Source organism: Novosphingobium terrae, assembly GCF_017163935.1.
Lineage (GTDB): Bacteria > Pseudomonadota > Alphaproteobacteria > Sphingomonadales > Sphingomonadaceae > Novosphingobium > Novosphingobium terrae.
The window spans coordinates 1,815,492-1,840,808 of the sequence record NZ_JABVZR010000002.1 but is presented as its reverse complement, the minus strand read 5'-3'; the positions used below and the strand labels follow the sequence as shown (position 1 = coordinate 1,840,808).

Here is a 25,317-nt window from a genome sequence, read left to right as displayed (position 1 = left end):
AGGAAAAGCAATGGACTGGAACGCGAAAGCGCACGAACTGGCCACGGCGACTATCGCTGCGGTCGATGAATTGCTGTCGAGCCTGCAGGGCGAACGACTCTATGCCATCTCCCTGCAGACCGATGACGGCGGCATGAGCGTCGGCCCTTCCGCCAACACCGAAGAAGGCTATGCGGCAAGCCATGCCGCCGCCGCGACATCCCGGACATTGTCCACCGCCTATGAGGCCTATCTGCGATGGAACTCAGCGGAATGGCGGTATGAAATTCTCGGCGATGCGCATTTCGAGGAGATCAACAGTGCGTTGAGCGATATGGAGCCGGGTGACACCGGTGAGGATTTCGACAGCTACTTTGCCAAGCTGATCGACGCGATGATCGGCGCTCTCGCCACGCTGCGCGCCAAACGCGCAGAAGCGCTTGAAGGTGTGACCCTTTTCGTCAGCATCACCGACAGCGACGAGGCCCGGGCCATCGAGGACCGCTCGGCAACGCTGCTCAATCCGGTGCCGCTGGCTGAAGCTTTCCTCCGCCGTTTCGGGTGATTCCATCTGGGGACAAATTCCCGAAGAAGCCGGTGCAACCTAACCCCACGCATAGTTGCAGGAGGCCCGGATTATCCTTTACGGCCCGGGCACAGGAAACCTTCGAGACGCCCGTGGATCAGCTCAGTCAGACATACCGCATCGGCGATTTCAGCCTGATGCTGCCGCAGCTGCGGCTCTGGCTGGGCGAGGCGCCGGTCAAGCTGGGGGGCCGCGCGCTCAATCTGCTGGCCGCGCTGGCGGAGGCGCGCGGCGATCTGGTCCCGCGCGATGCCTTGCTGGCGCGCGTCTGGCCCAATCAGGCGATCGATGAAAGCGCCATTCGCGTGCATCTCTCGGCGGCGCGCAAGGCGCTGGCTCAGGGCGGCAGTCAGGACAACATCATCGTCAACGAGGCGGGGCGGGGTTATCGCCTGCTGCTGCCGGTCGCGCTGATCGGGGAACCCGGCATCAAAGCACCTGTGGCGGCCCCGCCAGAAGCCGTGCGCTATGCCGTGCCGGGGCGCCTCAGCAGCATCGTGGGGCGTGAAGAGACCATCGCCACCATCGCGGACAAGGTGATCGAGCAACGCTTTATCACCCTCACCGGGCCAGGCGGCATCGGCAAGACAACCGTCGCCATCGCCGCAGCTCAGCATATTTTCGCCCGGCGCGGGTTGAACGCTCATTTCGTCGATCTGGCGCCGGTCAGCGATCCGCAGCTGGTGCCCGGCACGGTGGCGGCGGTGCTGGGCCTGCCTGCGGGGGGCAAGGATCTGCCCATGCAGATCGCGGCACATGTGTCGCAGCAGCCCGCGCTGCTGATCCTCGACAATTGCGAGCAGGTGGTCGATGCCGCCGCCCTGCTGGCCGAGGCTCTGTTCGAGGAAGCCCCCGGCCTGATGCTGCTGGCCACCAGCCGCGAGCCTTTGCGTGCTCAGGGCGAATGGGTGCATCGCCTGCCCGCCCTGCGCGTTCCCGCCGAGGATGAGGCCTTCGATCTGGCCCAGTTGGCGCAATTCCCCGCCATCACCCTGTTTGCCCAGCGCGCTCTGGCCGCCAACGCGGCTTTTACCCTGACGGCTCAGAACGCCCCCGCCGTGATCGGCATCTGCAGGACGCTGGACGGCATCCCGCTGGCCATCGAATTCGCCGCCGCGCGCAGCGACCAGATGGCACCCGATGCCATTCTGGCCGGGCTGGAAGACCGCTTTGCCCTGCTCTCACGCGGGCGCCGCACCGCCCTGCCCCGCCACCGGACCCTGAGAGGCGCGCTCGACTGGAGCTATGCCCTGCTCGATCCGATGGACCAGACCATTCTGCGCCGTCTTGCCGTGTTCAAATCCACCTTCGATCTTGAAGCGGCGGCTGCCGTGACGCGCGATCTGCAACTGCCGCCTTATCGACTGGCCGATGCGCTGGCCGATCTGGTCGCCAAATCGCTGCTCAATCAGACGGTCGATCCGGTCGGCGGCTATCGCCTGCTCGACACGACGCGTTACTACGGCATCGAGCAGCTGGACCTTGCTGCGGAAGGCACGGTCACGCGCGGCTTTCATGCCGAATATCTGCTGAAACACCTCGATGACAGCGCGCGGGGCTGGGAAGGCAATGCGCTGCGGCCATGGCTGGCAACCTACAGCCGCGCGATCGAGGATGTGCGCGCCGCCCTGATCTGGGCGCGCAGTGACGCGACCAAGCTGACTCTGGCCATCGAGATCCAGATCAAGAGCGCCGTGCTGTGGTTTCACCTCTCGCTGGCGAAGGATTATCTGCGCCACACCGAAGTCGCGCTGGCGGGCATCACGCAAGCCGATGTGCCCACGGACCTGCGCGCCGAGCTGTTCCTCGGCTACGGCCATGCGCTGTGGCATGTTGCCGGGCCTGTCCCGGCGATGGGCGAGGCCTTCGCGCAAGCCCTGACACTGGCCGAAACCAACGGATCGGAAGGGCTGATCCTGCGCGCCCGCTGGGGCCTCTGGGCCCATGCCATTCTTGCCGGCGATTATGCCGACAGCCTGACGCTGGCCCGGCGCTTCACCCAAAGTCTGGGTGACAGCGATGATCTGGGCAACCGCCAGACCGCGCTGCATATGGAGGCGCTTTCGCTCCATTTCTCGGGCCGCCAGGGCGAGGCTCTGGAACGTCTGCTGGCCGTGCTGGCCGGCGATGCCGCGCCGGAGCGGGCCAACCATGCCAATCACGCGCTGGTCGATGGCAAGATTGCCGCGCTCAGCCTGTTGGCGCGCATCAGATGGCAGCAGGGCGAGATCGCGGAAGCGCTGGCGCTGGTGCGCGAGATTGCCATGGATATCGATCTGGTCGATCATGCGCTTTCCACCTGTTATGGCCTTGCCATCGGTTGCATTCCCATCGCCATGGCGGCGGGCGACAGCATGCTGGCCGAGGTGTGGATCGCCCGGCTGCGCAGCGTGACCAACCGTTTCGATCTCGATCATTGGGGCCGTTTCGCGCTGGGCTATGATGCGGCCTTGAAGGGCACGGGCGCTCTTCCCGCCGAAACCAGCGCCATGCAGAGCGAGATGTTCCGCGTCGCCGCCGATCCTCTGGCCGATGTGATCTGGCATAGCGCGAAGGCGTGACACAACCATCTGATTAAAAAAACATTCCGTCGATCTTTAACGCCCCTTTCCCAGCCTTCACGCTTCTTCACGACGCTTCACTCACACCCTTCGCCCGGACACGCCAAAGTGTCTCCAACGCTGATCGAGCCGATCCGCTTTTACGGAGACACGACATGACCATGATGTCCGCAACCGCCGCCCCCACCTCGCTGGTTCATGCCATCAGCCTGCTCGATCAGGCCGCCTCGGCCATTGGCGGCGACGCGCCTCTCGCCCGTGACCGTATCTCTGCGGCGCGTGACATTCTGCTGGGCCGCCGGGCCGAGGAACCGAAGATCACCGGTGGCGGCCTCGCCCCCTGGCAGGCCAGGCGCATCATCGCCCATATCGAGGCGCATCTCGAAGAGACCATCGCCAATGACGAGCTGGCCGAGCTGATCAAGCTGAGCACCGGCCATTTCACCCGCGCCTTCCGCCAGACCTTCAACACCACGCCTCACGCCTATGTGCTGAACCGCCGCGTGGATCTGGCCGCCGAGATGATGACCGGCGGCCATGAAAAGCTGGCGATCATCGCCGCCGCCTGCGGTTTCCACGATCAGTCGCACCTCAGCCGCATCTTCCGCCGCGTGAAGGGCGTCACTCCCGCTGTCTGGCGCCGCCGCCACGCCATTGTCGCCATGGCCGCAGCATGATGGCCTCCCATCAGACGGCGCGCCCCGATCCCATGGTCCAGACCTTTCTCGACCAGCAGAATGAGGGGCTGCCCCCTCGCCTGTCAGCCCTGCCCGGCCAGCCCATCGCGCCGGAGATGGTGCTGTTCCGCCCCTCCGGCAATGACCGTGCGATCCTTCCCGCGCTGGCCTATCACGGCCTGCCCGCCTGCGCGCCCTGGACCCGCCATCACGCGCTTCAGGCTCTGGCCGAGCGCAGCGGGCGGCTGGTGTTCTGGAACCTTGCGCCCGATCCTTCCGCGCTGAGTTGGGTCGCCCGCCATGGTCCAGCCTTCGGCGCCGATCCGGATCGCCTCGCGGTGGCGGCCGACGGCGTGGCGGCCATCGGGCTGATCCATGAGATATGCGCCCGGCGGCAGCCTCCGGCTCTGGCGGCGCTGCTGCTTGCCACGCCCGTGCTGGGGCCGGCCGCGCCCTTCGCGCCGCAGGATGCCTATCTCGCCCAAGCCCATGCGGCGGCGGTGGAACAGGCGGAGCAGCGCGCTGCGGTCCATGGCTGGCCGCTCGATCTGGCGCAGGAGCAGTTGCGCCAGCTGCCGCCGACCTTGGTGCTGACCGCCGAACTCGACGGCTTTCGCGACAGCGCCGAAGGTTTCGCCCGGCGCCTTGCCGCCATCGACAATGACGGCGCCGCGATGCGCTGTCTGGGCGCCATCGCCCATGTCACCTGGCTGCCGCCACTGCTCGGCGCGCCGGTCTCGCTGATGGCGCAGCAGGCGATGGCCAGCTTTCTGCAGGACATCGCCGGATGATCCCTCAACCATCGCACAGGAGGCATGATGGTCCCTGACAGTCTCTGGCTGGGTCGCGCCTCGCCATTCCTGCGCCTCTTGCGCAAGGATGATCCGGCGATGGAGCGCCCCGCGCCCCACAAGGCTCCACATCACCGCAAGGCCGATGCGCCCGCCGCCCTGCCCAACCGCCCGGTCAGCGCGCCGATCGCCTGACGCCCGCCCACAAGCTGCACGCTCCACCCCCTCCCCCCCGTGGATGCGCGCCCTGGCCGAAGCGATGCCCCCCCGCTTCGGCCCTTTTTCCTTCCGATCTCGGGCGGGGCCGCCCAAAACCCGCAACAGGCCGGTTGCCCCTTCGCTTCAGCAATGGTCTAACCACGCGCCATGAAAATGCGTGATCTGGAAGCACGGACCGGCGTCAACCGCGAGACGATCCGCGTCTATCTGCGGCACAAGCTCATCCCCGAGCCCGACCGCCCCTGCCGCAATGTCGCCGATTACAGCGAAACGCATGTTCAGGCGATCCTCGCCATCCGGCAGTTGCAGCAGGAGAGCCGCCTGACCCTGCCGCAAATCAGCGCGATGATGGCCGGTGGCGCCGCTCAGGGCCCCGTGGGGGCCAGCGCCTTCGACAAGCTGGAGCAGCTTGTCGCGCATCGCGCCGGGGCTGACGGGCCGCCGGTGGCCATTGCTTCGCTGCTCGACGAATATCCCCATGCCGAGGAGGATGCGCGCATTCTGGCCAGCATCGGCATCCTCCGGATCATCGAGACCGCGGGGGGCGATATGCTCACGCTGTCCGCCGCGCAGATGGTGCGGATCTGGGGGCGGATGCGACAGGCGGGCTTCGACCAGCACCTCGATTACGCGCCCGATATTCTGGGCTTTTACATCGAGGCCGCCGATTTCGTGGGGCGCTGGGAGGCCACCACCTTCCTGCAGCGCACACAGGGCCGGATCGAGGTGGAGGAAGCCGCCACCATGGTGGAACGCGCCCTGCCGCTGATGCTGGATTTCTTCGGCCTGCTGCGCCAGCAGGCCTTCTTCCGCCATTTTGACACTCTGCGCGGCGCCGGGGCAGAGCCCTGACGCCGCGCATCGGTACCCTCATTCAGACATCGTCAGCACCACTTTCACGCAATGGCCGGCATGCTGATCGGCCACCGCCTCATTGATCCGGTCGAGCGGATAGGTGGAGATCAGCCGGTCAAAGGGAAACCGCCCCGCGCGATAGAGGTCGATCAGCTGCGGCAGGAAGATTTGCGGATCGGCATCGCCCTCGGTGACGCCACAGACCCTGATCCCGCGCGACAGCATCTGCACGATGTTGAGCGAGATCGACGCATCGAGCGAGCGCGGCACCCCCACCATCGCCAGCCGCCCGCGCGGCGCCAGAGCGGCCACGCCGCCCTCGATGGCCTGAACCACGCCCGAACTGTCCAGCACGCCGGACACGCCAGCGGGCAATAGCTGCCTCACCTGCCCGGCCAGATCGCCTTGCGTCACATCGATCACATCGGTGGCGCCCAGATCGAGCGCGGCAGCCCGGCGCGATGCCACCGGATCGGCCAGCAGGATGCGCGACGCCCCCCGCACCCTGGCCGCCATCACCGCGCTAAGGCCCACCGGGCCGCCACCGATCACCAGCAGGCTTTCGCCCTCCTGAAGGTCAATCGCGTGAAACACCGCCCCCGCGCCGGTCATGATCCCGCAGCCCAGCGGGCCCAGCAAGGCCAGCGGCACATCCTTGTCCACCTTGACCACATTCTGCGCGGCCACCACCGCATGGGTGGCAAAGGAGGACTGGCCGAAGAAGTGGCTGCTGACCGCGCCTGCCGCATCATGCAGACATTGCGTGCCATCCGCCCGGCAGCCGTCGAAGTTGAGCGCCCCGAAATGCTCGCAATAGGAAGGCAGCCCCGCATCACATTGCGGGCAAGCGCGGCAGGCGGCAAAGCCCAGCACCACATGGTCGCCCGGCGCCAGAGCGGACACCTGTGCGCCCACCGCCTCCACCACACCGGCTCCCTCATGCCCCAGCACGGCGGGCAAAGGCGTCGGCAACACCTGATCGCGCACCACCAGATCGGTGTGGCACAGGCCCGTGCCCACGATCTTCACCAGCACCTCGTCGGGGCGGATCGCGTCGAGCGTCAAGGTCTCGATGGCGAAGGGGCCGCCTGCCTGCCTGACCACCGCAGCCGTCACATCCATGGGACATCCTCCTATTGATTATCATGCGGACTATTCAATTTCCGGCAAGAAGCCGGTCGGCTCATAACCCCAGCGGGCGGAAAATCTGGATTTTTCCGGCCTCCGCCTCGCTTTGGTCCGACCTTTAATTAGAATTGACGACCCCGCCTGTCCAGCATTACGTAATGCATATACGCAAAATAACATTGCGCGGAGAGGACCCCATGACCACCACACTCGAAGCCGGATTGCGCCCGCTGATCCCTCAGGATATCGCCCGGATCGTCATCGCGCCCAAGTCCTACACCAGCGACGATGTCATCTATCCCGCCTTTCAGTGGCTGCGCGAGAACATGCCGCTGGGCGTGGCCGAGGTGGAGGGCTACGATCCGATCTGGATCGTGACCAAACATGCCGATATCCGCGCGATCGAACTGAACGCCAAGCTGTTCCACAATGCCGATCACAATCCGGTGCTGAACGACAGGGCCTCGGATGAATTCATGCGCCAGATCAGCGGCGGCTCGACACGGCTGATCTCCTCGCTGACCTATATGGACCCGCCCGAGCATGCGGCCTATCGCAACCTGACCCAGAGCTGGTTCATGCCAAGCCGCATTGCCAAGCTGGAAGACCAGATCCGCGCGCTGGCGCGCCAGAGTGTCGAGAAGCTGCTCAGCTTCGATGGCGAATGCGATTTCGTGCGGGATTTCGCGCTGCATTATCCGCTGCGCGTCATCATGACGCTGTTCGGCGTGCCGCCCGAGGATGAGCCGCGCATGCTGAAGCTGACTCAGGAGTTCTTCGGCGTTCACGATCCGGAAGAACAGCGCCCCGAAATCGCCGCCGACCCGGTGGTGGCCGCCAAGATGTGGGCTGCCACGCTGGGTGATTTCTACGCCTATTTCGATGATCTGAGCGCCCAGCGCCGCGCCCATCCCACTGACGACATGCTCTCGCTGATCGCCAATGCGCAGGTCAATGGCGCGCCCATTCCCCGCGATGAGGCCAATGGCTATTATGTGGCCATCGCCACCGCCGGGCATGACACGACCTCTTCTTCCACGGCGGGCGGGTTGCATGGCATGCTGCTCTATCCCGAGAATTTCGCGCGGCTGAAGGATGATCCCTCGCTGGTGAAGGGGCTGGTGGATGAGGCCATCCGCTGGACCAGCCCGGTCAAGCATTTCATGCGCAATGCCGTGGAAGACACGCAGGTGCGCGGCCAGACCATCCGCGCCATGGACCGGCTGATGATGTGCTACCCCTCGGGCAACCGCGATGAGGAGGTCTTTGTCGATCCGGCGCGTTTCGACATCACCCGCTCGCCCAATCCGCATATTGCCTTCGGTTTCGGCCCGCATATGTGCCTGGGCCAGCATCTGGCCAAGCTGGAGATGCGCGTGCTGTTCGAGGAACTGCTGCCCCATCTCTCCAGCATCGAACTGGCCGGCAACCCGCGCATGGTCGAGACCAATTTCGTGGGTGGCTACAAGACCCTGCCCATCCGCTTCACCAAGCGCTGACAGCGCCCATGCCGCGCCCGCCCATCCGGGCTCGGCCTTTGCAATGGAACCCTCGCCATGCATGACACCACCACGCTGACACCCGCAGACGTCACCCTGACGCCCCCCGTGCGCCTGCCCGACACCGCCATGCTGATCGGCGCCGATCGCGTCGCCGCGCAGGATGGCCGCACCATCGCCGTCGAGGACCCTGCCACCGGCACGATCTTCGCCCATGTTCCCGCCGGCGGCGCGGCGGAGGTCGACCGTGCCGTCAGCGCCGCGCGCAAGGCGTTCGAAAGCGCGGCCTGGTCGCGCATGCGCCCGCTTGATCGCGCGAAGATCATCGAGACCATCGCCCGCAAGATCGAGGAAAATGCGGCGGAACTGGCGCTGCTGGAAAGCTATGACAATGGCAAGGCGGTGCATCACGCATTGGCGGTGGACGTGCCCGCGGCGGTCGACATCTTCCGCTATATGGCGGGCTGGTGTTCGAAGATCAGCGGGCAGGTCAATCCGATTTCGGCCGACGGGCGGCAGTATCACTCCTATTCGCTGCGCGAGCCGATTGGCGTGGTCGGCCAGATCGTGCCCTGGAACTATCCGCTAGCCATGGCCGCATGGAAAATCGCCACGGCGCTGGCGGCGGGCTGCACCGTGGTGCTCAAGCCCTCTGAGGTGACGCCGCTCACCGCCCTGCGGCTGGCTGAACTGGCGCTGGAAGCGGGCCTGCCCGAGGGCGTGCTCAACATCGTCACCGGCTATGGGCATGAGGCGGGGCAGGCGCTGGTCGAACACCCCGGCGTGGACAAGATCGCCTTCACCGGATCGACGCGCGTGGGCAAGCAGATCGTCCAGACCGCAGCGCGCGATCTGAAGCGGGTGACGCTGGAGCTGGGCGGCAAATCACCCTCGCTGATCTTTGCCGATGCCGATCTCGACAAGGCGGCGATCGGCGCGGCGCTGGCGATCTTCTTCAATTCGGGGCAGGTCTGCCTTGCCGCCTCGCGCCTTTATGTCGAACGTTCGGTCTTCGACCGCGTGGTGGAGGGCGTCGCGGCGGCGGCCAGGACCTTCAAGCTGGGCCATGGCCGCGATCCCGATACAATGCTGGGGCCGCTGGTGTCCCGCGCGCAGCAGGAACGCGTGCTGGACTATATCGCGCAAGGGCGCGCCAGCGGCGCCGAGGTGGTGACCGGCGGCGGCACGGGGCCGCAGGAAGGCTATTTCGTCGAGCCGACGATCTTCGCCAATCCCGATCCGCTGGCCTCTATCGTCCGCGAGGAGATTTTCGGCCCGGTGCTGGTCGCCACGCCCTTTGACGATGCCGAGGAGGTGATCAAGGCCGCCAATGATACGCGCTATGGCCTGGCCGCCAACATCTGGACCCGCGATCTGTCGCGCGCCCATCTGACCGCCCGGCGGCTTCAGGCGGGCACCGTCTGGATCAACACCCATGGCATGAACGATCCTTCCGCGCCGTTCGGCGGGGTCAAGGAATCGGGCTGGGGCCGCGAAGTGGGCGAGGAAGGCGTGCTGGCCTACACCGAGACCAAAACGGTGACCGCCCTGCTGGGCGATTGACCGCTGCCCCCCAAGGCCCCGGCCTCCCTTTGCCTGACGCCGGGGCCTTTGGATGGATCATCCCCTTTACTTCCGATTTTTGAATGGTCGGACCTTAATTCAATTTTCGCACCGTGCCCGCCTTCGGTAACGATGGGGCTGCGGACGGGGGCTGGCACGCAGCCGCCACCCGGATCGAACAGGGATCATGCCAGACAAGGGAAACAGGCCGCCCGCACAGCCGGGAGGGCCGCATTGAGAAGAATGACGGGCGCCCCCGCAACGGCGGATGCCCGGGAATAATAATATTCGATAGGGAGAGATCAACGTGCCCACCATGAGGCTTTTTTCCGGACTTTCCGCGCTTGCCGTCGCAGCGCTGCTGGCGCAGCCCGCCATGGCGCAGGATGCCCCCGCGCCGCAGCAGGCGCCGCAACCGGGCATTCAGGACATCATCGTCACCGCCAACAAGCGTGAGGAAAACATCAACAAGGTCGGCCTGTCGATCACGGCGGTCTCGGGCAATGAGCTGAAAGAGCGCAAGATCGTCTCGCTCTCGGATCTGGCCTCTGTGGTGCCGGGCCTGTCCTTCGCGCCCTCCGGCAACAACACGCCGATCTTCACCCTGCGCGGCGTGGGCTTCAACGAAAGCTCGCTGGGCGTCTATCCCGCCGTCAGCGTCTATGTCGATCAGGCCCCGCTGCCCTTCCCGGTGATGGCCAGCCATGCCGCCTTCGACCTTGAGCGCGTCGAGGTCCTCAAAGGCCCGCAGGGCACGCTGTTCGGCGAGAATGCCACGGGCGGCGCGATCAACTACATCGCCGCCAAGCCGACCAAATCACTACAGGCCGGGGGCGACATCAGCTATGGCCGCTTCAATTCGATCGACGCCAACGCATATATCAGCGGCCCTCTGACCGACACGCTGGGCTTCCGCGTTGCCGCCACCGGCTCGCATATGGATGACTGGCAATACAGCATCTCGCGCCCGGGCGACACCAACGGCCATGTGTCCTATGCCGCCGGGCGCTTGCTGCTCGACTGGAAGCCGACCTCAGCGGCGCGGTTCGAACTGTCGGTCAATGGCTATAAGGACACCTCGCAGCCTCAGGCGCAGCAGCTGATCCTGCTCAATCCGCAAAGCAAGGCGTCCCCGGCGCTGATCTCGAAAATTCTGGCCTCGCCCTTCGCACCCAACAATGCAAGGGCGGCCAATTGGGTCGATCAGGCGATCGATCCTGCCACCGGCGTGGTGAATGCCGATGGCTCGACCACGCCGGGTACCGCCACCACCAGCGACTTCCGCCCTTTCAGCAACCGCACCTTCTGGCAGATCGCACTGCGCGGCGACATCGATGTGACCAATGATGTCACGCTGACCAGCATGACCTCCTACGATCACTTCGACCAGCGCCAGCGTGTCAGCAGCGATGGCAATGATATCGTCAGCTTCGACCTTCAGCGCAGCGACGGCATGATCCGCACCTTCAACCAGGAGCTGCGGCTGGCCAATTCGGGCCATGGCCCGCTGAAGTGGATCGTGGGCGGCAATTTCGAACGCACCGTCACCGATGAAAACCAGTTGCTGCGCATCTTCGACAACACCGCCGACAATGCCAACAATCTCTACATCAACGGCAGCGCGGTCGACAATCACCAGAGCATCACCAACTGGGCGATTTTCGGCAATGCCGAATACAAGCTGATCGACCGGCTGACGCTGATCGGCGGGGTGCGCTATACGGATTCGCACAACAGCGCCAATGTCTGCGGCAGCAGCATCCCGGGCGGCAATGACGACAAGCTGTTCAACCTGCTGGGCAGCCTTTCGGGCCAGAGCTTCACGCCGATCAACTACGCCGGCTGCTACACGCTCAATGCGATCAACGTGCCGATCCCCAAGGGCGTGACCGTGCTGTCACCCTATGGTCCCGGGCCGCTGGGCGTGCCGGGTGAGCCCTTCATCGCCAAGCTGAACGAGAGCAATGTCTCGTGGAAGGCAGGCATCAACTTCCAGATGACGCCGCGCGCGCTGCTCTATGGCACGGTGTCGAAGGGTTACAAGAGCGGCAGCTTCCCCAGCCTGGCCGCCGCCACGATGACGCCGCTGCTGCCTGTGACGCAGGAATCGGTGCTGGCCTATGAGCTGGGCGCCAAGCTGCAATCCTCCGATCGCAAGATCAGCCTGAACAGCGCCGCTTTCTACTATGATTATCGCAACAAGCAGGTGCGCGGCAAGCTGCTGGACCCGATCTTCGGCGACCTTGAGGCCGAGGTGAATGTGCCCAAATCGCGCATCTGGGGCCTGGAAGCCGATTTGACCGTGCGGGAGATTCCCGAAGTCACCATCACCGGCGGGGTCACTTACCTCAACTCAAGGGTGCTGACCTACAATGGCGTCGACGCGGTGGGCAATGCCAACCAGAACTTCGCGGGCGATCCCCTGCCCTTCACGCCGAAATGGTCGGGCAGCGTCGACATCGGCTGGCGCCACGAATTGGGCAATGATGCCGCGATCTTCGCCGGCACCACGGTGACCGCGCGCACCAAGACCGATGCCGTCTTCAATGCCGAGAACATCACCACCAGCCGGATTCAGGCCAACAACCCGCTCTATCTGGCCGGGGTCGGCTATGCCGCCGCCGCGCCCGGGGTGACCCAGCCCTTCGTGATCGCCGGCTATGCCACGGTCGATGCGCGGGCGGGGTATGAGTCCGGCCATGGCTGGCGCGTGATGGTCTGGGCCAAGAACATCTTCAACAAATACTATTGGACCAATGTGATCAGCTCGACCGACAGCGCCGCCCGTCTGGCCGGCATGCCCGCCACCTATGGCGTGACCTTCGGCTTCACCTTCAAGTGATGCCGCGATGCCCGGTCCCTCTGCCGGGGCCGGGCAGGATTGCAGGATGAAAGAAAACCCCGGTTCCCTTGATGGGAACCGGGGTTTTTCAGCATCGCCGCCAGCTTACATATTGGGATAGTTGGGCCCGCCGCCGCCCTCGGGCGTCACCCAGGTGATGTTGGCTGCAGGGTCCTTGATGTCGCAGGTCTTGCAATGGAGGCAGTTCTGCGCGTTGATGACAAAGCGCGGATCGCCGTCCTCCTGCCCTGTCACCTCATAGACGCCTGCCGGGCAATAGAGCCGCGCCGGTTCGCCATAGAGCGGCAGGTTTTGCGCCACCGGCAGCCATGGATCGGCCAGTTGCAGATGCACCGGCTGATCCTCCTCATGATTGGTGTTCGAGACGAAGACCGAGGACAGCCTGTCGAAGCTGATCACGCCATCGGGCGCGGGATAGGGGATGGGCCGGGCAGCATCCTTGCGGTGCAGGGCGCGGTCCGCATGATGCCCCAGCGTATAGGGCAGGCCGATGCCCAGCGTGCGCATCCACATCTCCACCCCCGCCAGAGCCGTGCCCAGCACGGCGCCGAAACGCGCCAGCAGCGGCTGGACATTGCGCACCATGCGCAACTCCTGCGCCACCCAACTGGAGCGCAGCGCGGTTTCATAGGCCTCAAGCCGATCGCCGCCGCGCCCCGTAGACAGCGCCGCCGCGACAGCCTCGGCGGCCAGCATGCCCGATTTCATGGCCGTATGGCTGCCCTTGATGCGCGGCACATTGACGAAGCCCGCCGCGCAACCCACCAGCACACCGCCGGGGAACGTCAGCCGAGGCACCGACTGCCAGCCGCCCTCATTGATCACCCGCGCACCATAGGAGACGCGCTTGCCGCCTTCGAGAAAGCGGCGGATCTCGGGGTGCTGCTTCCAGCGCTGGAACTCGCCGAAGGGGGAGAGATGCGGATTGCGATAGCCCAGCCCGACCACAAAGCCGAGCGCCACCTGCCCGTCGGCCTGATGGTAAAGGAAGCCCCCGCCATAGGCATCGGTCAGCGGCCAGCCCTGCGTGTGGATCACCAGACCGGGCTGGTGCTTGCCGGGCGCAATGTCCCACAATTCCTTCAGCCCCAGCCCGTAGACCTGCGGCTGGCTCTCGGCATCCAGAGCGTATCGCGCGATCATCTGTTTGGTCAGATGCCCGCGCGCGCCTTCGGCGAACAGCGTGTAGCGGGCATGGAGTTCCATGCCCGGCTGATAATCGCCTTTGGGCTGGCCATCGCGGCCCACGCCCATATCGCCCGTCGCCACGCCGCGCACCGCGCCCTTGTCGTCATAGAGGACTTCGGCAGCGGCGAAACCGGGGAAGATTTCCACCCCCAGTTCTTCCGCCTGCGCCGCCAGCCAGCGACACAGATTGCCCAGCGAGCCGGTGTAAGTGCCCTTGTTGTGCATCCAGCCGGGCGTCAGCCAATGCGGTACAGCGATTTTGCGGCGTTTGGTCAGAAACCAGTGCTGATTGTCGGCCACCGGCACGGCGGCCAGCGGACAATCGCGCTCCCGCCAATCGGGGATCAACGCATCGAGCGCGCGCGGATCGACCACCGCGCCCGAGAGGATATGCGCCCCGATCTCGCTGCCCTTGTCCAGCACGCAGACGCTGATCCCGGCATCCTGCTGCTTGAGCTGGATCGCGGCGGACAGCCCGGCCGGGCCGCCGCCCACGATCACGACATCGTACTCCATGGCTTCTCGCGTGGTCATAATTTGGCCGTCAGATCCGGCACCGCCTCGAACAGGTCTGCGACAAGGCCGATGTCCGCGATCTGGAAGATCGGGGCATCCTCATCCTTGTTGATGGCGATGATGGTCTTGGAATCCTTCATGCCCGCCAGATGCTGGATCGCCCCGGAGATACCCACGGCAATGTAAACCTCGGGCGCGACGATCTTGCCGGTCTGACCCACCTGATAATCATTGGGCACATAACCGGCATCCACCGCCGCGCGGCTGGCGCCCACGCCCGCGCCCAGTCTGTCGGCCAGCGGCAGGATCACCGCCTCGAACCCGGCGGCATCCTTCAGCGCGCGACCGCCCGAGACCACCACCTTGGCGCTGGTCAGTTCGGGCCGCTCGCTGGTGGCGATCTGCGCACCGGCAAAGCTGGAAAGACCAGCATCGCCGGGGCCGGTGATGGTCTCGACAGTGGCCGAACCGCCCGCAGCAGCCGCCTTGGCAAAAGCGGTGGTGCGCACGGTCAGCACCAGCTTGGGATCGCGGCTTTCCACTGTGGCGATCACATTGCCCGCATAGATCGGGCGGGTGAAGGTCTTGGGGCCCTCGACCGAGAGGATCTCCGAGACCTGCATCACATCGAGCAGTGCCGCCACGCGCGGCGCAATGTTCTTGCCCGAGGTGGTGGCAGGCGCGACAAAGGCCTCGAAATCACCCATCAGCCCGGCAATCAGCGGCGCGATGTTGTCGGCCAGCCCATGGGCATAGGCCTCATCCTCGGCCAGCAGCACGCGGGAAACGCCAGCGATGTTGGCCGCTGCTGCCGCCACCGCACCGCAACCCTGCCCGGCGACCAGCGCAACCACCTCGCCCAATTGGGCGGCGGCACTCACCGTGGCCAGCGTGGCATCCTTCAGCGCGGCATTGTCATGTTCTACCCAGATCAGACTTGTCATCTCAGGCAACCCCCATATCCTTGAGTTTGGCCACCAGCGCATCGACATCGGCAACCTTGATCCCGGCGCCGCGCATCGGCGGTTCGGACACCTTCAGCGTGGCGAGGCGCGGGGTGACATCCACGCCCAGATCCTCGGGCGTCTTCGTGGCCAGAGGCTTGGCCTTCGCCTTCATGATGTTGGGCAGGCTGGCATAGCGCGGCTCGTTGAGGCGCAGATCGGTGGTGGCGATCGCGGGCAGCGCCAGCTTCACCGTCTCCGATCCGCCATCGATCTCGCGGGTGACCAGCACGGCATCGCCGTCCACCACCACCTGCGAGGCGAACGTGCCCTGCGGGCGGCCCATCAAGCCCGCCAGCATCTGGCCGGTCTGGTTGCAGTCATCGTCGATGGCCTGCTTGCCCAGAATGATCAGGCCCGGCTGCTCCTCATCGGCGACAGCTTTCAGGATCTTGGCGACGGCCAGCGGTTCGACCGCCTCGTCGCTCTGCACCAGAATGGCCCGATCCGCGCCCATGGCCAGAGCGGTGCGCAGCACATCGACCGCCTTCGCCGGACCGGCCGAGATGGCGATCACCTCGCTGGCCACGCCCTTTTCCTTCAACCGCACGGCTTCCTCAATGGCGATTTCATCGAAGGGATTGAGGCTCATCTTCACATTGGCCAGATCCACCCCCGATCCATCGGGCTTCAGGCGCGGCTTGGCGTTGTAGTCGATCACCCTTTTGACAGGCACGAGAATCTTCATCGTCGGCATCCCATGTCTTCTGAAATATTGAATGGTCGTACCATTTAGAAAACCGTACCCGCTGTCAAGCCGCTACGGTCCGGCCATTGCTCCTTTTTGCCCATGCGCTATAGAAGGCCATCCTGCTCGAAAGTGATCCGCGATGCCGACCAACACCGCCGCCAAGCCCAATTTCGCCCCGATCAAGACCCAGCGCGCCTTTGAGGCGATCTGCGAACAGATCCGCTCACAACTGGCGGCGGGCACGCTCAAGACCGGCGACAAGCTGCCTGCCGAGCGCGAACTGGCCATCGAATTTCAGGTGAGCCGCAGCGCCCTGCGCGAGGCGCTGCGCAGCCTTGAGGTTTCGGGCATCATCCGCAATACCAAGGGCGTGAAGGGCGGCTCCTTCATTCAGGCCGCCGAGCCGGACCGCATCGTGCAGGCGATGCAGGACTATGTGCATCTCGGCAAGGTTTCGCTGGAAGAGCTGACCGAAGCGCGCCTCGCCACGCTGGACATCATCGTGCGCCTCGCCTGCGAAAGGGCCACCGAGACCGATCTGGCCGAGTTGGAGGCCATCGCCGAGCGCACCAAACAGGAAACCACCGTCGAAGCGCGCTATGAATGCGCGGCGCAGTGGTATGAAGTGCTGGCGCGCGCCACGAAGAACCGCATCTATGGCATTTTCGTCAATTCGCTGTCCTCGATCCTCCATCAATTCGTGCAGGGGCCCGATTACGAGACCTTGCAGGAGACGCTGATCGATTCGCGCCTGCGCCTGATCCGCCATTTGCGCAAACGCGATGCCGATGCCGCCGCTCTGGAAATGCGCAAGCATCTGGAACGCATCCACCGCCATGTGCGCAAGAACATCAAGGCACGCGGCGCGGCCTGACCTTTCCCCAGTGCCGGATCGACCCGCGCGCGCCATGCGCGATTGACCGCCTTGCGCCCTCATGCAATAGGTAGGACCATTATACTTTTATAATGGGAGAGCCTTAATGACCGCCCCTGCCAACACCCAGCCTCGCGATGCGCTGTCCGATGTGCGGGTGCTCGATTTCACCAGCGTGATGGCCGGGCCTTTCGCCTCGCGCATGCTGGCCGATCTGGGGGCGGAGGTGATCAAGATCGAGTCGCTGGAAGGCGATCAGGTCCGCGCCCGCCCGCCCATGCGGCAGGGGCACAGCGCCTATTTCGGTCATCTCAACGCCGGAAAGCGCTCGCTGGCCTGCAACCTCAAGGCGCCCGAAATCCGCGACCTCATCCACCGCATGGTGCCCCGCTTCGATGTGGTGATCGAGAACTTCCGCCCCGGGGTGATGGCGCGCTTCGGCCTCGATTACGCCACGCTGTCCGCGCTCAATCCGCGGCTGATCTATTGCTCGATCTCGGGCTATGGGCAGAGCGGGCCCAAGGCGCATCAGCCCGCCTATGCCCCGGTGATCCATGCCGCCAGCGGCTTCGACATGGTCAATCTGCACTATCAGGACGATGCCACGCGCCCGGCCACGAGCGGCATCTTCGTCGGCGATGTGCTGGGCGGCACCCATGCCTTCGGCGCAATTCAGGCCGCGCTCTATCAGCGCGAAAAGACCGGGCAGGGGCAGTATATCGACGTTTCCATGCTGGAGGCGATGGTCGGCATGCTGGTCTATGAGACGCAGGCCGCGCAATTCCCCGGCGATGCGCGACGCCCGCTTTACACGCCGCTGCGCACCACGGACGGTTTTATCATGGTCGCCCCCACCAGCCCGCGCAATTTCGAGCAATTGACGCAGGCGGTCGGCCACCCCGAATGGCAGCAGGACCCGCGCTTTCGCACCAATGCTGATCGCAACGCCAATTGGGCCACGCTGCTGGCATCCGTGGAAGAATGGACCTGCCAGCGCAGCAGCGCCGAGGCTGAAGCGATCCTTGCCAAACATGGCGTGCCCTGCGGCCTCTACCGCAGCATGGAGGAGGTGCTGGACGACCCGCAACTCGCCGCCCGCAAGGCCTTCACCCGGATCGACGATGGCGCGGGCCCCTATCGCGTCCCCAACCCGCCCTTCCGCATGAGCGGGTCGCAGGCCAAAGCGCGCAACCACGTCTCGCAACTGGGCGCCGACGGCGATGCCGTGCTGAGCGCGGAACTGGGCCTTTCAGCACAAGACCTTGGCGCCCTGCGCACCGCCGGAAATCTGCTCTGATCCCCATGCGAAAGGGGCCGAGGTTCATCACCCCGGCCCCATCTTTCACCGCAGCAATTCGCGCGCGATGGTGTTGCGCTGGATCTCCGAGGAACCCTCGTAAATCCGCGTGATGCGGATATCGCGATAGAGCCGCTCGATGGCAAAGCCCTTGCAATAGCCGTTGCCGCCAAAGATCTGCAGCGCGGTATCCACCGTGCGGCTGCCCGCCTCGGTGGCGAACAATTTGGCCATCGAGGCCAGTTCACGCTTCTTCTCGCCCTGATCGTACCGCCAGGCCGCATCGAGCAGGATCAGCCGCGCCGCGCGCATATCGGTGGCCATGGTGGCGATGTAATGACGGATCGCCTGAAAGTCGGAGATCACCCCGCCAAACGCCGGGCGCACCTTCGATTCCGCAATGGCCAGCTCCAGCGCATATTCGCCCATGCCGACCGCCGTGGCGCCCACATTCATGCGGCCCTCGTTCAGGCCTTCCAGCGCATAATGGAAACCGCGCCCCAACTCGCCGATCACCGCATCTTCGGGCAGCTGGCAATTGTCGAAGGACAGTTCGTAGACACCCGGCGAGGCGGTGCCCATCAGCTCGATCGTGCCGGTCACCGAATAGCCCGGCGTGTCGGCAGGCATCAGGAAGGCGGTGATGCCACCGCGCGGACCCGCGCTCTTGTCGGTATAGGCGTAGACGATCACATATTTGGCGTTCTTGCCGTTGGAAATGAAGGTCTTGCTGCCATTGATCAGCCAGCCGTCGGCGTTGCGAACCGCAGTGGTGCGCATCGAGCCGGGGTCCGATCCCGAATTGGGCTCGGTGAGAGCAAAAGCGATGCCGATCTCGCCATTGGCCATGCCGGGCAGCAGGCGGGCCTTCTGCTCTTCGCTGCCATGCTGCACGATGTTGCGGGCGCCCGGGCCCATCAACGGGCGCAGCTCGGTCCAGAATTGGGGAGGAAGGCGCGCCAGTTCGATCTGCACCACCGCCTGCGCCAGAGCGCCCAGCCCCAGACCGCCATGCTCTTCAGGCAGGGCCATGGCAAAATAGCCATTCTCGATCAGCGTCTTGCGCACGATGGGATCGACCTTGCCGGTCTCATGAAAGGCCGTTTCATAGGTCAGCAGATTGGCCACGATCTGGCGGGTCGCCTCGCGGAATTCGGCGATTTCATCGGGAAGTTCAAAATCCATCGGGCATCCTCCTGTGGGGAACGATGTCTGCGCTTCGGCGCCAGACTCGAAATGGTCGTACCATTAAGAAAAAGGTCAGTCCATTCGATTTTTCGATTGCGCCGCCCACGCCCGGGCCTACTATGCGACCCATGGCGGCGGACCCTTTCGACCTCAACCTGCGGCATCTGCGCGCCCTGCTCTCCATTGCGGAGAAGGGCAGCATCACGGCGGCGGCAGACAGCGTCAGCCTCAGCCAGCCCGCGCTGACGCAGGGGCTCGCCAAGCTGGAACGCCAGTTCGGCTATACGATGTTCGAGCGGCGCTCGGGCGGCATGGTGCCAACGCCGATGGGCGCCATCGTGATCGAGCGCACCCGCGTCGCACTGGAACATCTCTCCCACGCCGCCAAAGGCCTGTCGGCGGTGTTCCAATACCCCGAGCGGCTGATGACCATGACCCAGCTGCGCGCCTTTCTGGCGCTGGCCGAGGCGGGGGGCTTTGCTGCCGCCGCGCACAGCAGTGGCATGTCTCAAACCGCCGTGCATCGCGCCGTCAGCGATCTGGAGCATATGATCGGCGGCCAGCTGGTGGAGCGGCGGGGCCGCGCGATCTGGCTCAATCCGGCGGGCAAAAGGCTGGCGCGCGGCGCAAGGCTGGCCGTCACCGAGATCATCGCGGCGGTGGCCGATCTGGGCTTCGACAGCGGCAGCGAGCTGATCGCTTTCGGCGCCTTGCCGCTGGCCCGGCCCTATCTGGTGCCCGCCGCCATGGCGCGCATGACCAGCAACTATCCGCGCGCCGCCTTCAAGGTGCTGGAGGGCAGCTGGCGCGAGCTGGTCGAGCCCCTGCGCGATGGCGAGATCGACATGATCGTCGGCGCCCTGCGCCCTTTCGAAATCGCCGACCTGTACCAGATGCCGCTCTACGAGGATCATCTGGTGATCGCGGCGGGCAGCCAGCACCCGCTGGCCTCGGTGCCGCAGCCCAAGCTGGAGCAGCTTTCCGCCTATCCCTGGATCGTGGCCCCGGCCAATTCGCCCCTGCGCGAACAATGGGAGCAGCTGTTCCACGGCGCCGCGCTGCCCGAAACGCCGATCGAATGCGGGTCGGTGATGATTATCGGGCGGTTGCTGACGGAGGGCAATTTCCTCACCCTGCTCTCACCCGATCAGGTGGCCTTGCAGATCCGCAGCGGGCTGCTGGCGCAGGTCGGCGCACCGCTGGAGCATAGCCGCCGTCTGGTCGGCATCAGCACAAGGCGCAGCTGGCGCCCCACGGCCACCCAGCGCCATTTCCTCGACTGTCTGGAAGAGGCGGCGACGGCGATGCGCCCGGGATCAACCCAGCCCGCGCTGCGCAGCACGGGCTGGGTCTGAACCTTCAATCCAGATTGATCCACACCGCCTTGGTTTCCAGATATTCCTCAATGTGATGCGGGCCGGACTCGCGCCCGAAGCCGCTCAGCTTGTAGCCGCCAAACGGTACGCCCGGATCGAGCATCTGATAGCAGTTCACCCAGACCGACCCGGCCTGAATGCCCCGCGCCATGCGATGGGCGGTGGCCAGATCGCGCGTCCACACCCCGCTGCCAAGCCCGAAGGAGGTGGCATTGGCGCGGGCCAGCACCTCTTCCTCCGTATCGAAGGCGAAGGCGCTGAGCACCGGGCCGAAGATTTCCTCCCGCGCGATGGTCATCTCGTCGGTCACACCGGTGAAGATGGTCGGCTGGATGAAGAAGCCATCGTCCAGCCCCGCGCCCGCCAGACGGCCGCCGCCGACCAGCGCCCGGGCGCCCTCCTGCCCGGCGCCCTCGATAAAGCCGAGGATCTTGTCCATCTGCGGCCCGGACACCACCGGCCCGATCTGCGTGGCCGGATCGAGCGGATCGCCCACACGGATCGTGCGCGTGTGTTCGGCCAGACGGGCCATGAACTCGTCATGGATCTCGCGCTGGACGAACAGCCGCGTGCCCGCGCTGCAGATCTGCCCGGCATTGGCGAAAACGGCGGTGGCGGCGGCAGGCACGGCCTTGTCCAGATCGGCATCGGCAAAGACGATGTTGGGCGATTTGCCGCCCAGCTCCACCGTCACCCGCTTCATGGTCGATGCGGCGGCATGCAGGATCTTCTCGCCCACCCCGGTCGAGCCGGTGAAGGCGATCTTGTCGATCCCGGGATGCGAGGACAGCGCCGCCCCCGCATCGCCCATGCCGGTGAGGATGTTGATGACGCCCGCCGGAACGCCCGCTTCCAGACACAGCTCGCCAAAGCGCAAGGCGGACAAGGGCGTCTGCTCGGCAGGCTTCATCACCATGGTGCAGCCGCTGGCCAGCACCGGCCCCGCCTTCCACACCGACATGCCGATGGGGCCGTTCCACGGATTGATCGCCGCGACCACGCCGATCGGCTCCTTCAGCGTATGCGACAGCACATCGCCGGGCGCGGAATTGGGCAGCGTATCGCCCGCGATCAGCACCGCCTGACCCGCGTAATAGCGCAGCAGCGCCCCGGCGCGAGCCTTGCCCAGCATGGTGCGTGAGACCGGCGCGCCCAGATCGAGCGTGTCCAGCATCGCCAGCTCGTCGTAATGCTCCTCCACCAGATCGGCGAGGCGCAGCATGATGCGCTGGCGCTCGGCGGGCTTCATGCGGCGCCACGGCCCCTCGAAAGCCTTGCGTGCCGCCGCCACCGCGCGGTCGACATCCTCGGCGGCGCCATGGGCCACCTGCGCCAGCAAGGCGCCGGTCGCCGGATTGCGGGTTTCGAAACGCTTGCCGGACAGGGCGGGCACGCGCTTGCCGTCGATCAGCATATCCTGCTCCAGCCGGTCCAGCATGGCAGGGCGGTTGCGCGTCAGGGTCATCTCCATGGGGGGCTCTCCTTATAGGTTCGGTTCAGGCCGCGATGTTGGATCGGGCGGCATCTTCAAGGATGAAGGCTGCCGCGCGCTGGGCGATCATCATGGTGGGCGCGCTGGTGTTGCCGCTGATGATCTCGGGCATCACCGAGGCATCGACCACCCGCAGGCCCGAGACGCCCCTCACCCGCAAACGCCCGTCGACCACGGCCATGGGATCGCTGTCGGGCCCCATCTTGCAGGTGCCGGTGGGGTGATAGGCGGTGTTGACGATCTTGCGCAGCGCCGCGTCGATCTGCGCGTCGCTCTGCACATCGACGCCGGGCTCGATCTCGGCGCCGGTCATGGCGGCCAGAGCGGGCTGCGCGAAGATGCGGCGCGCCTCGCGAAAACCGGCGATCAGCGTGCGCATGTCATAGGGATCGGCGAAGAAATTGGGGTCGATGACAGGCTTGTCCTCGGGCCGGTTGCTGGCAAGGCGTACCGAGCCCTCGCTTTTGGGCCGCAGCAGCTGGATCAGCGCCATATAGCCATGCTCGGAGGGGATGACGCGAGCATTGGCCTTCAGGCCCACCAGAAAGGTGATCTGGATATCGGGCCGCCCGCTGCCATCGGTGCAGAGGAAGCCACCGCATTCGGCGACATTGCTGGCCAACATGCCGTCACGCTTCAGCAGATAACGGAACGGGCTGAGCAGGATACGCCCATAGGTCCTGGCCGAAAGCGCGTAGGATTCAGCGCTGGGGTTCTCCATGGAGAGATGCACCGTGGGGTGATCCTGCAGATGCGCGCCCACGCCGGGCAGATCGTGCAGCACCTCGATGCCCATCGCGCGCAGATGATCCGCCGGGCCGATCCCCGAGAGCATCAGCAGTTGCGGCGAGTTGATCGCCCCGCCGCACAGCACGACCTCGCGTTTTGCAGTCAGGGTGCGGCGTTGGCCGGCCTGCTCGATCTCCAGCCCGTTGGCCCGCCCGCGATCGAAGAGGATGCGGCGTGCCAAAGTGTCGGACAGTACGGTCAGATTAGGGCGTTTCAGCACCGGATGCAGAAAGGCCCGCGCGCTGGAAAGCCGCGTTCCGCGTCGCTGGTTGAGGTCATAGGTGCCGAAACCGGCCTGCTTCTCGCCCGCGAAATCCTGATTGCGGGCATGGCCCGCCTGCTGCGCCGCCGCCACGATGGCATGGGTGATGGGGTTGAAGCTGCGCGGCTGCTGCACATCCAGCTCGCCACCCTTGCCATGCCAGGGCTTGTCGGGGCCTTCGTAATTCTCGACGGCGGTGAAGGCGGGCAGCACATCGCTGTAGCCCCAGCCCTTGTTGCCCGCCTTGACCCAACCCTCGTAATCCTCGCGCTGGCCACGGATATAGACGCCGCCGTTGATCGCGCTGCAGCCGCCCATCAGCTTGCCGCGCGGGAAGTTGATGCTGCGCCCGCCAATTTCGGTATTGCCCGAAAGGCTGTGCTTCCAGTTGTAGCGCGCATGGGGCAGCAGGAAGATGTTGCCCACCGGCATGGCGGTCTTGATGTTGACGGGCCATTGGCGGTCAGACGGCCCCGCCTCGATCAAGGCGACGCGGTTGGCGGGATCGGCGGAGAGCCGGTTGGCCATCAGACTGCCTGCCGAGCCCGAGCCGATGACGATATAATCGAATGTGTCGCTCACGCTCAAAGATCCTTGGCTCTGCCCCGGCCCAGCGGGGGAATATGGCCGCGCACGGCCAGAAAACTCAGCAAATTGACGATCAGCAGCCCGCCCAGCGCGGCGAAAAAGCCGCCGCGCCCGGCCACCAGCCACGATCCGGCCACCGCGCTGACCAGCGCGCCGATGCGGCCCGCCGCGCCCATCACCCCCATGCCCCGCGCCCGCAAGGGCAGTGGAAAGGCGTGGGCGCCCAGCGCGAACATCGCCGATTGCGCCGCGCTGCCGGTCAGCCCCAGCAGGCCCAGCCCCACCATCATCAACACGTTATGATTGCCCGCCTGCAAAGGGGCAACGGCGAGGAAGGCGCAGACCAGCACCGCCAGCCCGGCCAGCGCCGGCAAGGTCACGCGCGAACCCAGCCCCATGATGGCCAGCGCCGCCAGCAAGGCGCCGGTGGTGCCGCCGATGTTGTAGAAGGTCAGCCCAAGGCTGGTGTCCCGCAAGGCAAAACCCTGCGCCGCCAGCATGGTCGGGGCCCAGTTGAACATCAGATAGACCAGAAACATGCCCGAAAACATCGCCAGCGACAGGCCCAGCGTGCTGCGCGCCAGATCGCCGCGCAGCAAAGCGCCCAGCGGCGGCACCTCCTGTCGTTCGGCACGGGGCAGCATCTCGCCAAGCCGGTCCAGCACCTGCTCCAGCTCGGCGCGGCGGGCGGGATGGCGGGCCAGAAAGCCCGGCGATTCCGGCAGCAGGCGGATCAGCGCCAGAACCACCACCAGCGTCAGCACGCCGCTGCACCAGAACAGCCAGCGCCAGCCCAACGCGGGCAGGATCGCCGCCGCCGCGCTGCCACCCAGAATGCCGCCAATCGAAACGCAGACCACGCCGAAGGTGACGGCCAGACTGCGCCAGCGCGCGGTGGAGAACTCCGCGATCATCGCCGCCGCCGTGCCCGGCACCCCGCCCAGCCCCACGCCTGCCAGCATCTTGAGCAGCGCCAGTTGCCAGACAGCGCTGGCAAAGCCCGTCGCCAGCGTCGCCAGACCGAACACCGCCACGCCCAGCAGCAGCGCGATGCGCCGCCCCCGCGTATCGCCGATCTGCCCCGCCGCCAGCGTGCCCAGCGCCATGCCGACAAAGCCCAGCGCGAAAATGCCGCCCAGCACGCCGCGCTCCAGCCCCCATTCATGGAGCAAAGCGGGCGCGGCCAGACCCAGCATCTGATTGTCCAGCCCGTCGAGCACCACCGTCAGGGCGACGAGCAGCACCACGCCGAGCCGATAGGCTCCAGCTGCCCCCTTGCGGGGCGAGGCCACTCCAGTCGCGTAACCGGCCACATTGTTCTCCTCTCCGGC

General features: G+C 65.6%; 20 protein-coding genes. 12 read left to right on the top strand and 8 right to left on the bottom strand.

Annotated elements, in window-relative coordinates:
• The first annotated feature begins 10 nt into the window (after positions 1-10).
• From HGK27_RS26080 to HGK27_RS26055, 6 genes are all read left to right on the top strand, one after another.
• Positions 11-544, top strand: coding sequence for a DUF4303 domain-containing protein (locus HGK27_RS26080; RefSeq protein ID WP_206243735.1), 534 nt, complete (start codon positions 11-13; stop codon positions 542-544).
• A gap of 113 nt (positions 545-657) precedes the next feature.
• Entirely contained in the window at positions 658-3,126 is a 2,469-nt protein-coding gene (locus HGK27_RS26075; RefSeq protein WP_206243734.1) for an ATP-binding protein, read from the top strand.
• A 155-nt stretch (positions 3,127-3,281) separates the two neighbouring features.
• Positions 3,282-3,803 carry a helix-turn-helix domain-containing protein gene (locus tag HGK27_RS26070; RefSeq protein WP_206243733.1) on the top strand — a complete coding sequence of 174 codons (522 nt, stop codon included), beginning with the start codon at positions 3,282-3,284 and terminating at the stop codon, positions 3,801-3,803.
• Positions 3,800-4,594: an alpha/beta hydrolase fold domain-containing protein gene (locus tag HGK27_RS26065; protein ID WP_206243732.1), complete on the top strand. Its 795-nt coding sequence runs from the start codon at positions 3,800-3,802 to the stop codon at positions 4,592-4,594. Before HGK27_RS26070 ends, HGK27_RS26065 begins: the two co-directional genes overlap by 4 nt.
• 24 nt (positions 4,595-4,618) lie before the next feature.
• On the top strand, positions 4,619-4,789 hold the full coding sequence (locus HGK27_RS26060; protein ID WP_206243731.1) for a hypothetical protein: 171 nt from the start codon (positions 4,619-4,621) through the stop codon (positions 4,787-4,789).
• Between the two features lie 171 nt (positions 4,790-4,960).
• Entirely contained in the window at positions 4,961-5,665 is a 705-nt protein-coding gene (locus HGK27_RS26055) for a MerR family transcriptional regulator (protein ID WP_241127491.1), read from the top strand.
• 18 nt (positions 5,666-5,683) lie between these two features.
• Here the strand turns inward: HGK27_RS26055 and HGK27_RS26050 are convergent, their stop codons facing one another.
• On the bottom strand, positions 5,684-6,790 hold the full coding sequence (locus HGK27_RS26050; RefSeq protein ID WP_206243730.1) for an NAD(P)-dependent alcohol dehydrogenase: 1,107 nt from the start codon (positions 6,788-6,790) through the stop codon (positions 5,684-5,686).
• Positions 6,791-6,993: 203 nt separating this feature from the next.
• On the opposite strand from HGK27_RS26050, the gene HGK27_RS26045 reads away from it, so the two are divergent.
• The 3 genes from HGK27_RS26045 (at position 6,994) to HGK27_RS26035 (ending at position 12,700) form a co-directional block, all read left to right on the top strand.
• A complete protein-coding gene (locus tag HGK27_RS26045) occupies positions 6,994-8,295 on the top strand; it encodes a cytochrome P450 (protein WP_206243729.1) in 1,302 nt (433 codons plus the stop codon).
• Between the two features lie 129 nt (positions 8,296-8,424).
• Positions 8,425-9,858 carry an aldehyde dehydrogenase family protein gene (locus HGK27_RS26040; protein ID WP_206245562.1) on the top strand — a complete coding sequence of 478 codons (1,434 nt, stop codon included), beginning with the start codon at positions 8,425-8,427 and terminating at the stop codon, positions 9,856-9,858.
• A 316-nt stretch (positions 9,859-10,174) separates the two neighbouring features.
• Entirely contained in the window at positions 10,175-12,700 is a 2,526-nt protein-coding gene (locus tag HGK27_RS26035; RefSeq protein WP_241127866.1) for a TonB-dependent receptor, read from the top strand.
• Between the two features lie 105 nt (positions 12,701-12,805).
• Here HGK27_RS26035 and HGK27_RS26030 read toward each other — a convergent pair whose 3' ends face one another.
• From HGK27_RS26030 to HGK27_RS26020, 3 genes are read right to left on the bottom strand one after another with little or no spacing between them, the layout of a single operon-like run.
• The gene (locus tag HGK27_RS26030) at positions 12,806-14,443 is read right to left on the bottom strand and encodes an electron transfer flavoprotein-ubiquinone oxidoreductase (protein WP_206243727.1); all 1,638 of its coding nucleotides are present in this window, start codon (positions 14,441-14,443) and stop codon (positions 12,806-12,808) included.
• Positions 14,440-15,369: an electron transfer flavoprotein subunit alpha/FixB family protein gene (locus tag HGK27_RS26025; protein ID WP_206243726.1), complete on the bottom strand. Its 930-nt coding sequence runs from the start codon at positions 15,367-15,369 to the stop codon at positions 14,440-14,442. The genes HGK27_RS26030 and HGK27_RS26025 overlap by 4 nt, the downstream gene beginning before the upstream one ends.
• Position 15,370: 1 nt before the next feature.
• The gene (locus HGK27_RS26020) at positions 15,371-16,117 is read right to left on the bottom strand and encodes an electron transfer flavoprotein subunit beta/FixA family protein (RefSeq protein ID WP_206243725.1); all 747 of its coding nucleotides are present in this window, start codon (positions 16,115-16,117) and stop codon (positions 15,371-15,373) included.
• Positions 16,118-16,259: 142 nt separating this feature from the next.
• Between HGK27_RS26020 and HGK27_RS26015 the strand changes: the two genes are divergently transcribed.
• Both HGK27_RS26015 and HGK27_RS26010 read left to right on the top strand, forming a co-directional pair.
• A complete protein-coding gene (locus HGK27_RS26015; protein WP_206243724.1) occupies positions 16,260-16,994 on the top strand; it encodes a FadR/GntR family transcriptional regulator in 735 nt (244 codons plus the stop codon).
• Positions 16,995-17,100: 106 nt separating this feature from the next.
• Positions 17,101-18,291 carry a CaiB/BaiF CoA transferase family protein gene (locus tag HGK27_RS26010; RefSeq protein WP_206243723.1) on the top strand — a complete coding sequence of 397 codons (1,191 nt, stop codon included), beginning with the start codon at positions 17,101-17,103 and terminating at the stop codon, positions 18,289-18,291.
• Between the two features lie 45 nt (positions 18,292-18,336).
• On the opposite strand, the gene HGK27_RS26005 is transcribed toward HGK27_RS26010, so the two are convergent.
• A complete protein-coding gene (locus HGK27_RS26005) occupies positions 18,337-19,476 on the bottom strand; it encodes an acyl-CoA dehydrogenase family protein (protein ID WP_206243722.1) in 1,140 nt (379 codons plus the stop codon).
• 131 nt (positions 19,477-19,607) lie between these two features.
• On the opposite strand from HGK27_RS26005, the gene HGK27_RS26000 reads away from it, so the two are divergent.
• A complete protein-coding gene (locus HGK27_RS26000; protein WP_206243721.1) occupies positions 19,608-20,834 on the top strand; it encodes a LysR family transcriptional regulator in 1,227 nt (408 codons plus the stop codon).
• 4 nt (positions 20,835-20,838) lie between these two features.
• On the opposite strand, the gene HGK27_RS25995 is transcribed toward HGK27_RS26000, so the two are convergent.
• The 3 genes from HGK27_RS25995 to HGK27_RS25985 are packed head-to-tail and all read right to left on the bottom strand — an operon-like array spanning position 20,839 to position 25,299.
• Positions 20,839-22,326 carry an aldehyde dehydrogenase family protein gene (locus HGK27_RS25995; protein ID WP_206243720.1) on the bottom strand — a complete coding sequence of 496 codons (1,488 nt, stop codon included), beginning with the start codon at positions 22,324-22,326 and terminating at the stop codon, positions 20,839-20,841.
• A 25-nt stretch (positions 22,327-22,351) separates the two neighbouring features.
• Positions 22,352-23,980, bottom strand: a complete 1,629-nt coding sequence (locus tag HGK27_RS25990) for a GMC family oxidoreductase (protein ID WP_206243719.1) — start codon at positions 23,978-23,980, stop codon at positions 22,352-22,354.
• 2 nt (positions 23,981-23,982) lie between these two features.
• Positions 23,983-25,299 (bottom strand): MFS transporter, encoded by a 1,317-nt coding sequence (locus HGK27_RS25985; RefSeq protein ID WP_241127487.1) that lies wholly within the window; start codon positions 25,297-25,299, stop codon positions 23,983-23,985.
• Positions 25,300-25,317: the final 18 nt, after the last annotated feature.

Excerpts from the sequence above, each read along its gene's own strand:
- HGK27_RS26010 (WP_206243723.1), top strand. The coding sequence starts at position 17,101 with ATGACCGCCCCTGCCAACACCCAGCCTCGCGATGCGCTGTCCGATGTG.
- HGK27_RS26035 (WP_241127866.1), top strand. The coding sequence starts at position 10,175 with ATGAGGCTTTTTTCCGGACTTTCCGCGCTTGCCGTCGCAGCGCTGCTG.
- HGK27_RS26065 (WP_206243732.1), top strand. The coding sequence starts at position 3,800 with ATGATGGCCTCCCATCAGACGGCGCGCCCCGATCCCATGGTCCAGACC.
- HGK27_RS26015 (WP_206243724.1), top strand. The coding sequence starts at position 16,260 with ATGCCGACCAACACCGCCGCCAAGCCCAATTTCGCCCCGATCAAGACC.
- HGK27_RS26060 (WP_206243731.1), top strand. The coding sequence starts at position 4,619 with ATGATGGTCCCTGACAGTCTCTGGCTGGGTCGCGCCTCGCCATTCCTG.
- HGK27_RS25995 (WP_206243720.1), bottom strand. The coding sequence starts at position 22,326 with ATGGAGATGACCCTGACGCGCAACCGCCCTGCCATGCTGGACCGGCTG.
- HGK27_RS26080 (WP_206243735.1), top strand. The coding sequence starts at position 11 with ATGGACTGGAACGCGAAAGCGCACGAACTGGCCACGGCGACTATCGCT.
- HGK27_RS26040 (WP_206245562.1), top strand. The coding sequence starts at position 8,425 with ATGCTGATCGGCGCCGATCGCGTCGCCGCGCAGGATGGCCGCACCATC.
- HGK27_RS26045 (WP_206243729.1), top strand. The coding sequence starts at position 6,994 with ATGACCACCACACTCGAAGCCGGATTGCGCCCGCTGATCCCTCAGGAT.
- HGK27_RS26055 (WP_241127491.1), top strand. The coding sequence starts at position 4,961 with ATGAAAATGCGTGATCTGGAAGCACGGACCGGCGTCAACCGCGAGACG.
- HGK27_RS26050 (WP_206243730.1), bottom strand. The coding sequence starts at position 6,790 with ATGGATGTGACGGCTGCGGTGGTCAGGCAGGCAGGCGGCCCCTTCGCC.
- HGK27_RS26025 (WP_206243726.1), bottom strand. The coding sequence starts at position 15,369 with ATGACAAGTCTGATCTGGGTAGAACATGACAATGCCGCGCTGAAGGAT.
- HGK27_RS26030 (WP_206243727.1), bottom strand. The coding sequence starts at position 14,443 with ATGACCACGCGAGAAGCCATGGAGTACGATGTCGTGATCGTGGGCGGC.
- HGK27_RS26070 (WP_206243733.1), top strand. The coding sequence starts at position 3,282 with ATGACCATGATGTCCGCAACCGCCGCCCCCACCTCGCTGGTTCATGCC.
- HGK27_RS26000 (WP_206243721.1), top strand. The coding sequence starts at position 19,608 with ATGGCGGCGGACCCTTTCGACCTCAACCTGCGGCATCTGCGCGCCCTG.
- HGK27_RS26005 (WP_206243722.1), bottom strand. The coding sequence starts at position 19,476 with ATGGATTTTGAACTTCCCGATGAAATCGCCGAATTCCGCGAGGCGACC.
- HGK27_RS26020 (WP_206243725.1), bottom strand. The coding sequence starts at position 16,117 with ATGAAGATTCTCGTGCCTGTCAAAAGGGTGATCGACTACAACGCCAAG.